Source organism: Natrinema soli, from assembly GCF_028618695.1.
Window position 1 is genome coordinate 1 of the sequence record NZ_JAQIVI010000417.1, and the last position, 7,564, is coordinate 7,564.

A 7,564-nucleotide genomic window follows, 5' to 3' on the forward strand; every position below is an offset into this window, starting at 1 on the left:
CGGTGGGGACGGCGGCGAGCCAGCGGTCGCACCGCGGTTCGATCGGGGATGCCCGGACGCGACCCTCGAGCCCGGAATGACCCACTGCGAAGGGACGAGTACGGAGGGGTGTGCCGACGACCATCCGGCGACGACCGAACTCCGGTCGGGGGTCGCCGAGCGTCTCGAGACCCGGTTTCCCGACGTGAACGCGTTGATCGACGCGGGATTCAAGCCGTACTTCGACACGCTCGAGACGGGGGACGACAGCTGGTCGCACTGGCTCAGTCCGGATTTCATCGGCGACGACGACGTTCTGAACCCGGAGCGGCCGGAATCGGTCCTCGTCGACAACGAATCGTGGCGATCGATGGGCGTCATGTTCATCGCGACGGGCGGCGGGAAGCCGACCGAGCCGCCGGCGGTCTACGGCGCAGACGAGTCCGCGGATCGGTGTTCGCCGTGGCACGCCCACACCGGACTCCCGGGGCGATTCGGCTGGTGGTACTACCAACAGGCCTACGAGCGCGAATTCGAGGACGGCGACCTCGAGTTCCCCTGTCGAACGCCCTGTATGCTCCACGTCTGGACCGTCGACCACCCCGAGAGCGTCTACGCACACGACGCGCCCCCGCAGGAAAACCGCGATCTGTCGCCGGCCGCCGATCCCGAGTTCGACACCGACGCAGTCCCCGGCGAGGACGAACTCGGCTGGGACGCGCTTCCGAACGGCCTCCTCCCCGAGCGAACCCCCGACGAGTTCGCCCTGCCCGATCCCTTCGGCATCGATTTCGGGCCGTGATCCTCGGTCGAGAACCGCAGCGATCCGTCGAACGGACTCCCGCAGACAGTGGCGCACTCGGCCACGAGGAGCCGTCAGTGAAGCCACGACTCGAGCGCGGCTATCACCCGATCGACAGTCTCGTCGAGCCCGCACCGGCCGGTATCGATCTCGAGGTCGGCGTCGGGTTCCTCGAACTCCCGGAAGACGACGTGGACGCCCTGTTCGTCGATCGCGTCCGCTCGCTCCCGATTGCGCTCGAGGCAGGTCTCGAGACTCGCGGTCACGAGGACGAATCGAACGTCACCGAGCGCCCGAAACCCCCGCTGCCACTCTCGGCGGTAGAACGTGCCGTCGGCGAGCGTGATCGCGTCCGCGGGAGCCTCGTCGACTCGTTCGGCCAGTCGCTCGTAGGTCCGACTCGAGAAGTCGTCGGAGTGGAACAGCCGAACAGGGCGATCCCGCTCCTCGAGTCGGCGGCGGACGCCGGTCGCGACGGTGGTCTTTCCGGCACCCGGCGGTCCGCAGATGACGACGATCACGCACGCCGGTAGCGGCCGGGGCTATATCCGTCGTGGGATTCGCTACGAGAGATCGCGAGGAGACCCTTCAGACGATCGACGAACCCGTGGTCCTGGCCTCGAGGTTCGCGAGACACTGCCGGCAGTACGAGTAGAAGGAATCGTTTTCGGTCCCGCAGACCGAACACCGCTGTCGCTCCGTCGGCTCTGACGAGGTGGGCATATCCGTCGGTTGGAACCGGGGACGAATAGCCGCTGGGCTACCGTGTGCAAGCGTGCGCAGCGAGGGCCGTAGGGCCTACCCGAGATCATCGTCGCGCGCGGACTCCCGGAGGATGAACGGCCCCATCGCGAGCGTCCGCTTGGCGACGGTCGCGATCCGGAGGATGAAGGTGATGAAGATGACGAAGGGCGCGATGCCGACGACGAAGCCCGCGCTGGTCAGCCAGACGAGGTTGTCGACCCCCAACGTCGTCCCCGGGAGCGCGTTGGCATCGACGTACATCAGCATGAGCCCCATCACCGTCAGCGCCGGCACCGCCACGTACAGCAGCGCCCGCGAGAGGTTGATCAGCTCCCACTGGAAGTACAGCGTCTTGAAGTGCTCGCGGGCCGGGCCGAAGAGCTTGAGTACGGTGATCATCTCGTCGATCTCCTCGTCGGCTTCGTCCGAGAGCTCCTCGCCGTGATCGGCCCGGATCTGGCGGGCGTCGTAGATCTTCCGCGAGTAGTTGAAGTCGAGCGCGTTCCAGATCACCTCGAACGTACCGAACTGAGCGCCCTCGAGATTACTCTTGACCGTCCGGGCGTTGCCGGTCACCTCGTCGGCGTAGTCGCGGATCCGCTCCTGGAGTTCGTCGCTGAGATCGGTGTCGCCCGCCACCGCCGACTCGAAGTCGGTCGCTTCGTCCTCGATCCCGTCGACGAGTTCGTAGAGGAACCCCGCGGGCTCCGGCGGCGTCACGTCCTCCTCGAGCTTGTCCTCGGTGTCCCGGCGGAAGCTCATCGCCTCCTCCATGCGCTCGCGCTGGTCGCCGACCGCGCCGAGTTCCTGGGAGAGCACCAGCTGATTGATCGTGACGACGATGGACGTGCCGGTGATGATCGCGCCGATGAACGCCGAGAAGATCCAGAAGGTGCCGTTGCTGGACGCGACGATCACGCGCAACGGCGTGAGACCGACCTGACTGACCGCGACGAGGACGCAGTATACGATGGCGAGGACGACTCCCGTGAACAGCCAGCGGTTCAGGCGCAACAGAAGATACAGCCGGGGACCGCTCAACCGTCCTTGTTCGCCCGATCCGCCGCTCTCGTCGGTATCCGAATCCGGAGTATCCATTCGGCGACCAGAACCGACCACGAGTGTGAGCAAAAGCGTGTCGACCGGCAAACGACGAGCCGACGGCGCGTTCCCGACGCCGACCGCGCTATTGCGTGACGCTACCCGCACCGCAGCATCGTGTGACGCCGACCGCGCTCCAGCACGGCATGCGTTCACTGGATCGGTTTCGACGAACAGCGCTTACTCGGCGTCGCCGTAGCTCACGTCGAACGGCCCCTCCTCGGGATCCTTCTGTGGAACCATCGGGCCGACCGACGCGGTTCGGCGCGTGATGGTCGCGGTCCGGAGAATGTAGGAGACGAGCAGGGCGAGCGGCGAGAGCACGATGAGAATCAGGACGCTCACGACGTAGGGCAGCACGGCGGCGCTGACGCTCGGTCCGGTCACGTCGGCGTAGAGGAGACCGACGAGGATCGCCGACAGAATCGACGGCACGCCGCAGTACACCGTGAGCTGCGAGAATCGAGTGAGCTCCTGTTGCAGGTAGGTCGTCTTGAACTGCTCTCGAGCCACGTGGAACAGCTCCAGGGACTCGATCAGGTCGTCGAGTTGCGCCATCGCGGCCGGCGACAGCGAGTCCGCGTACTCGCCGCGCAGGTGGGTTCCGACGTACAGATGCCAGGACTCGTCGTACGTGATCGCCGCCGAAACGGCCGAGAACGTGTCGAAACTGGATTTCTCTATTCGGTCCTCGATTTGATCCGTCCGTTCCCGAACGCCGTTCGTGTACCGAACGACCGTTTCGCGCAGCTCATCGTCGTCGTGCGTCGCGACGGCGTCGGCGAGCCCGGTAGCGTCGTGATGGATCGATTCGACGATCAACTCGAGCACCCGCGTGGGCGACGCCGGGCTCGCGGGAACGGCCGCGTCGTCCGCGACGGCCTGCCGAAACTCCATGACCCCGTCGAGTCGATCGCGGGCCTTGCCCACCGCACTGAACTCCTGAGAGAGGATGAGCTGGTTGACCGAGACGACCAGCGTCACGAGCGAGAACGTGCCCGCGATCATCCCGCTGGCGACGCGCGTCACGGAGTTCGGGTTGACGAAGGTGATAACGCCGAGTTCGTACAGCCCGACGAGGAGAACGAAGATACCGATCAAAACCGTCGCGGTGACGGTTAACCGATTGCCCTCGACCAGAAACCACTCGCGGAACCGCGTCACGAACCCCGACTGCGCCCCGATATCGGCCCCATAGGACTCGAGCGTCTCGTCGGTCTCGGAGGACCTCATAGCGACACGTTCAACCGACCCGACAATAAGAGCCGTCGTTGCAGACACCGCCAGCGGTACGCGTTTTGTCGGCTCGACACGTGAAGAGCAGTGGCCGTGAACGACCCGTTATCGACGGATGGAGTCGCGCGGACCGGCCCTTCAAGGGCTACACTGAAATGCGTCCGCGGTGTCGATCCGGTACATGCACGGTGACGGAACGAACTCGCAGACGAACGCTCGGCGGCGATGACCGGGTCGGAGCCAACGAGCCGGCGGCGAGTACTCGCGACACTGGGGTCAGGTATCGCGGCCGCTGCCGCGGGCTGTCTCGGCGGTGACGGCGGTCTCGGCGGCCAACCAACTTACGAGGACGGCACCGTTAGCGGGATCAACGAGAGCAACGTCTCCAATCGGTCGGCGAGCGAGATGTCCACGGCAGCGTCGCTCGCCCAACAGCAGCCCAGCAGTTCGGTGACGCCGCTCGACCCGATCTCGCTGCGCAGCCACGAGTTCGTCGTCGAGAGCGGCTATCTCGGCTCCACGATTCAGGGAACCGTCGAAAACACGGGAACCGATCGGATCCAGACCGTCGAAGTACGAACGCGCGTCTACGACGACGCCGGGACCATGCTCGGCCGCTATCTCGCCAGCACCGGCGACCTCAACGGCGGCTCGACCTGGGAGTTTCAGGTGATCGTCCTCGAGACGCCGTCGGACGTCGCCAGCTACGATATCACCGTTCTGGGAACGCCCTCCTGACGGCCCTGAGCCGGCCCTCGAGTCGCCCACAGCGGGACGGCCACGAGCTATCCCCACGAGGTGGTACCGAGCCGGAATCAGTCGGGCGATCCGTTCAGTAGTTCGTCGGCGACTTCCTCGTAGACCGTTTCGGCGCTGACGGCGAGCGTGTACGCCGGCCGCCCCTTCCCCGTCGGCGACGTTTCCGCCGGGCTGACTTCGTCGACGAGACCCTCGTCCTCGAGTTGATACAGCGACCGGATCACGTTTACCTCGGTGATCGTCCCGACGACCTCCGTGTCGACCTCGGGGAGGTGCCGCTGGCAGTGCCGCCGCAGGTCGTGCGTCTGGACCGGCGTCTCGTCCTCGCTGGCGAGTTCGGTGACCGCGAGCAGGATCGCCTGATTGGTCAGCGAGACGGATTCGAACGGCGACTCGTTGCTCATAGTACACACTTGATCATGAACGATAGTAACCGTTTCTCTCCCTCCCAGAGAGACAGAATCGCAATTCCTCGTCAGGAACGCGTATACGCCCCGCTGTCCGACAGATCGACGTCTCGGCCCTCCCGCGGCCCGACATCGTCACCGACTCTCGTTCAGGCGTTCTCTTCGTCCTGTAACTCCGCGAGTTCGGCCTCGACTTCTTCCTGATCCTCGCTCTCGAGTTCCGTGAGTTCCTCCTCGTCGACCTCGCTTTCGGCATCGGAGTCGGCCGCGGAATCAGACTCGACCTCTGATTCGACCGCCGCGTCGGTCTCGCCGGCGGCTTCGGATTCGCCTGCCCCGACCTCGGATTTGAGCGTCTCGAGTTCGGCTTCGACGCCGCTGTCGGTCGAGAGCTGCTCAAGTTCGCGGTCGATGGTGTCCTTGTCGGAGAGCACGTCCTCGAACGCGCCGGACTCGTGGAGTTCGTCCATCGCGGCGGCGCGGGCCTCCATGTCCTCGGTCTGCTCCTCGGCGCGCTCGATAGCGCGGCCGACGTCCTCGAACTCCTCGCCGGTGGCCGTCATCGCCTCCGAGACCTGGGAACTCGCCTTGGCGGCCTCGTGGCGGGCCTTCATCGTCTCCTTCTTGGTCCGGAACTCCTCGATGCGGCTCTGGAGTTCGTCTTTCTGTTCGATCAGCCGGTCCTGCTGGTTCTGCAGGTCCGAGATCTGGCGCTCCAGGTCCTCGATCTGGTTCATCTTCGTCTTCTTCTTCTCGAGGGCCTGTCGCGCCAGGTCCTCCCGACCCTGCTGGACCGCCGTTCTGGCCTGCCCGTTGTGTTTCTCGACGTTTTCCTCGAGGCGGCGCTTTTGCATCTCGAGGCGCTTTTTCTGCGTGGTCAGATCGGCGATGCCCCGTTTGACCTGCTGGAGCTGGTCGCGCATCTGCTCGTAGGAGTAGTCGAGCGTTTCGGTCGGATCCTCCGCCCGGTTGAGCACCGAGTTGAGCTTCGACCGGATGACGTAGGAAGTCCGAGAGAGGATGCCCATACTCGCAACGTATCGTTCCCCGGCCTTAAAAACATCACTTCGGTAACAGTCCGCGACGAACGGAACGAACCCCGTAGTGAGAACCCGACGCCGTCCCGATCCGGTCTCGTCTCCGAGAGACCTCGAGGCGCTGGCTGCTCACGTCGCGCTCGGCGAGTACGATAGACGTCGCATGCGCCAGACGTTCCGCGACCGCATCGGCACGCGTCCCTCCTGATCGGAGCGCGTTCCGACCGCCTCGAGTTACCACTGGAGTGACTGTCCCGGACGAGGCTTGATTACCGATCGGTCACAACGACCGTCCATGACCGACGTCCTGGTCCCCGGCGGTCGCGACGTTCGCGGGACGCTCTCGGAACCGGCCGACGAACCGCTGGCGATCGTCGTCGCCTGTCCGCCACATCCACAACACGGCGGCTCGCGCAGCGATTCGCGGCTGGTCGCGGTCAGCGACGCGCTGGTCACGGTCGGAATCGCCTGCCTGCGTTTCGATTACGGCGCGTGGAACGAGGGGAGCGGCGAGCGGGAAGACGTTCGCAACGCCGTCCGCTGGGCCCGCGAGTGGGCTGACGGCATGGATGGTGACGACATTCCCGTGGGCGTCTTCGGCTACAGTTTCGGCGCGTCGCTGGCGCTACTCGCATCGGCCGACGTCGATCCCGATCCCGACGCCGTCGCCGTCCTCGCACCGACGGCGCAACTCGGCGACGGCCTCGACGCGCTCGAGGCACTGAAGACCCTCGAGGCCCCTGTCCATGTTTGCTACGGTGAGCGGGACACGACCGTCGACTGGGAACCGATCGTCGAACGGGCACGGGACCGCGGCGACGACGTGACCGCGCTGGCGGCCGATCACTTCTTCCTCGGCAACGCGGACGAGATCGCGAGCAGCGTCAGTGAGTTCTTCGGACGGACGCTACTCGAGTCGGCTTGAGAGCGTTCCGACCGATCAGCACGGGAGACGATCTCGAACGCCGGTCATTCGCGCTCGAGCGCGGGAACCGTTTTCCGAACGCCCCGAGTAGGGCCGCCGAAATGCGACCGACACACGAACGAGGGTGCCGCGGCCGTGCGCACCGATGACTGCTGACCGCGCACAGCCGGTCCAGCGGGCCGATACGTGGACCGATCTCCAGGAACTGACCCCTCGAGCCGCTGTTGCTCCGGAAACGTCTCCTCGGTGGCCATCGCTCGCTCATTCCGTCCCGGCGGTAAAGTCCTGTCCGCAATGCCTCACTCGAGGTGGTCGGTAAACCACGACGCGGCGTGGTCGGCGACCGCCTCGAGTTCTCCCTCCCCCTCGAAGAGGTGGCCCGCGCCCTCGACGATCCGGAGGTCACGTTCGACGGCGAGGCCCTCGTAGATCTCTCGATTCAACTTGCGGACGGATTCGTCCTCGCCGCCGACGACGAGCAGGGTCGGTGCGGTCACGTCGTCGACGACGTCGGCCGCCATGTCGACCCGGCCGCCGCGCGAGACCACTGCATCGATCGTCGTCTCCGGACGGG

Annotated in this window: 11 protein-coding genes; 4 read left to right on the forward strand and 7 right to left on the reverse strand. The window is 65.6% G+C overall.

All coding sequences use genetic code 11. The features are described from left to right. Positions 1-781, forward strand: a 781-nt coding sequence (locus PGX04_RS22720; protein ID WP_273740590.1) for a hypothetical protein, incomplete at its 5' end; no start/stop codon positions are given. Positions 782-855: 74 nt separating this feature from the next. Here the strand turns inward: PGX04_RS22720 and PGX04_RS22725 are convergent. The 4 genes from PGX04_RS22725 to PGX04_RS22740 form a co-directional block, all read right to left on the reverse strand. Then, positions 856-1,302, reverse strand: coding sequence for an ATP-binding protein (locus tag PGX04_RS22725; RefSeq protein ID WP_273740591.1), 447 nt, complete (start codon positions 1,300-1,302; stop codon positions 856-858). A gap of 67 nt (positions 1,303-1,369) precedes the next feature. Continuing rightward, positions 1,370-1,504: a DUF7577 domain-containing protein gene (locus tag PGX04_RS22730; RefSeq protein ID WP_273740592.1), complete on the reverse strand. Its 135-nt coding sequence runs from the start codon at positions 1,502-1,504 to the stop codon at positions 1,370-1,372. Positions 1,505-1,579: 75 nt separating this feature from the next. Then, the gene (locus PGX04_RS22735) at positions 1,580-2,623 is read right to left on the reverse strand and encodes a DUF7972 family membrane protein (protein WP_273740593.1); all 1,044 of its coding nucleotides are present in this window, start codon (positions 2,621-2,623) and stop codon (positions 1,580-1,582) included. Positions 2,624-2,806: 183 nt separating this feature from the next. Continuing rightward, entirely contained in the window at positions 2,807-3,859 is a 1,053-nt protein-coding gene (locus PGX04_RS22740) for a DUF7972 family membrane protein (protein WP_273740594.1), read from the reverse strand. 228 nt (positions 3,860-4,087) lie between these two features. On the opposite strand from PGX04_RS22740, the gene PGX04_RS22745 reads away from it, so the two are divergent. Continuing rightward, on the forward strand, positions 4,088-4,600 hold the full coding sequence (locus PGX04_RS22745; protein ID WP_273740595.1) for an FxLYD domain-containing protein: 513 nt from the start codon (positions 4,088-4,090) through the stop codon (positions 4,598-4,600). Positions 4,601-4,677: 77 nt separating this feature from the next. Here the strand turns inward: PGX04_RS22745 and PGX04_RS22750 are convergent, their stop codons facing one another. Beyond that, a complete protein-coding gene (locus PGX04_RS22750; RefSeq protein ID WP_273740596.1) occupies positions 4,678-5,025 on the reverse strand; it encodes a helix-turn-helix domain-containing protein in 348 nt (115 codons plus the stop codon). 152 nt (positions 5,026-5,177) lie between these two features. After that, positions 5,178-6,056 carry a PspA/IM30 family protein gene (locus PGX04_RS22755; protein WP_273740598.1) on the reverse strand — a complete coding sequence of 293 codons (879 nt, stop codon included), beginning with the start codon at positions 6,054-6,056 and terminating at the stop codon, positions 5,178-5,180. A 76-nt stretch (positions 6,057-6,132) separates the two neighbouring features. Between PGX04_RS22755 and PGX04_RS22760 the strand changes: the two genes are divergently transcribed. Together PGX04_RS22760 and PGX04_RS22765 are read left to right on the forward strand one after the other, a co-directional pair. Further along, positions 6,133-6,273, forward strand: a complete 141-nt coding sequence (locus tag PGX04_RS22760; protein ID WP_273740600.1) for a hypothetical protein — start codon at positions 6,133-6,135, stop codon at positions 6,271-6,273. 87 nt (positions 6,274-6,360) lie between these two features. Continuing rightward, positions 6,361-6,990: an alpha/beta hydrolase gene (locus tag PGX04_RS22765; protein ID WP_273740601.1), complete on the forward strand. Its 630-nt coding sequence runs from the start codon at positions 6,361-6,363 to the stop codon at positions 6,988-6,990. A 299-nt stretch (positions 6,991-7,289) separates the two neighbouring features. On the opposite strand, the gene PGX04_RS22770 is transcribed toward PGX04_RS22765, so the two are convergent. Beyond that, positions 7,290-7,564 (reverse strand): dienelactone hydrolase family protein (locus PGX04_RS22770; protein ID WP_465263835.1); only part of this gene is annotated, 275 nt, incomplete at its 5' end.

What these genes read in the sequence shown, in the direction of transcription:
- PGX04_RS22730 (WP_273740592.1), bottom strand. Translation starts at nt 1,504, where the DNA reads ATGCCCACCTCGTCAGAGCCGACGGAGCGACAGCGGTGTTCGGTCTGC.
- PGX04_RS22735 (WP_273740593.1), bottom strand. Translation starts at nt 2,623, where the DNA reads ATGGATACTCCGGATTCGGATACCGACGAGAGCGGCGGATCGGGCGAA.
- PGX04_RS22740 (WP_273740594.1), bottom strand. Translation starts at nt 3,859, where the DNA reads ATGAGGTCCTCCGAGACCGACGAGACGCTCGAGTCCTATGGGGCCGAT.
- PGX04_RS22745 (WP_273740595.1), top strand. Translation starts at nt 4,088, where the DNA reads ATGACCGGGTCGGAGCCAACGAGCCGGCGGCGAGTACTCGCGACACTG.
- PGX04_RS22750 (WP_273740596.1), bottom strand. Translation starts at nt 5,025, where the DNA reads ATGAGCAACGAGTCGCCGTTCGAATCCGTCTCGCTGACCAATCAGGCG.
- PGX04_RS22755 (WP_273740598.1), bottom strand. Translation starts at nt 6,056, where the DNA reads ATGGGCATCCTCTCTCGGACTTCCTACGTCATCCGGTCGAAGCTCAAC.
- PGX04_RS22765 (WP_273740601.1), top strand. Translation starts at nt 6,361, where the DNA reads ATGACCGACGTCCTGGTCCCCGGCGGTCGCGACGTTCGCGGGACGCTC.